Source organism: Rhizobium sp. 01T444, assembly GCF_056398305.1.
Window position 1 is genome coordinate 1 of sequence record NZ_JBFTPD010000193.1, and the last position, 681, is coordinate 681.

General features: G+C 67.8%; 1 protein-coding gene. It reads left to right on the plus strand.

The window, feature by feature from the left end; all coding sequences use genetic code 11:
* On the plus strand, positions 1–681 hold a 681-nt coding region (locus AC1DTN_RS37930), incomplete at both ends, for an MFS transporter (protein WP_477925291.1).

A 681-nucleotide genomic window follows, 5' to 3' on the forward strand; every position in this document is an offset into this window, starting at 1 on the left:
ATCCAGGACTGGCGCCCCGAAGACGATGCCTTCTGGGAATCCACCGGCAAGCGCATCGCCTACCGCAACCTCTGGATCTCGGTGCCCTGCCTGCTGTGCGGCTTCGCGGTCTGGGGCATGTGGGGAATCATCACGGTGCAGATGCTGAACCTGGGTTTCCCGTTCAGCCAGGCCGACCTGTTCTCGCTCACCGCGATCTCCGGCCTGGCCGGCGCCACGATGCGCATCCCGGCCGCGTTCCTGATCCGCCTCGCGGGCGGGCGCAACACGATCTTCCTGACGACCGCGATGCTGCTCGCCCCGGCCATCGGCACGGGCATCGTGCTGCAGCACAAGGACTGGCCGCTGTGGGCCTTCCAGCTGATGGCGCTGTGGTCCGGCGTCGGCGGCGGCAACTTCGCCAGCTCGATGTCGAACATCAGCAGCTTCTTCCCGAAGCGGCTGCAGGGCACCGCGCTCGGCCTCAACGCGGGCCTCGGCAACTTCGGCGTGACCAGCATGCAGATCGTGATCCCGCTGGTGATGACGGTCGGGCTGTTCGGCGCCTTCGGCGGCGAGCCCATGACGCTCGTCAAGGACAGCGGCTGGATCTTCGGAAAGATCCCGGCCGGCACGCCGACCTGGATCCAGAACGCCGGCTTCGCCTGGCTGCTGTCGCTGGTGCCGCTGTCGGCCCTGTGC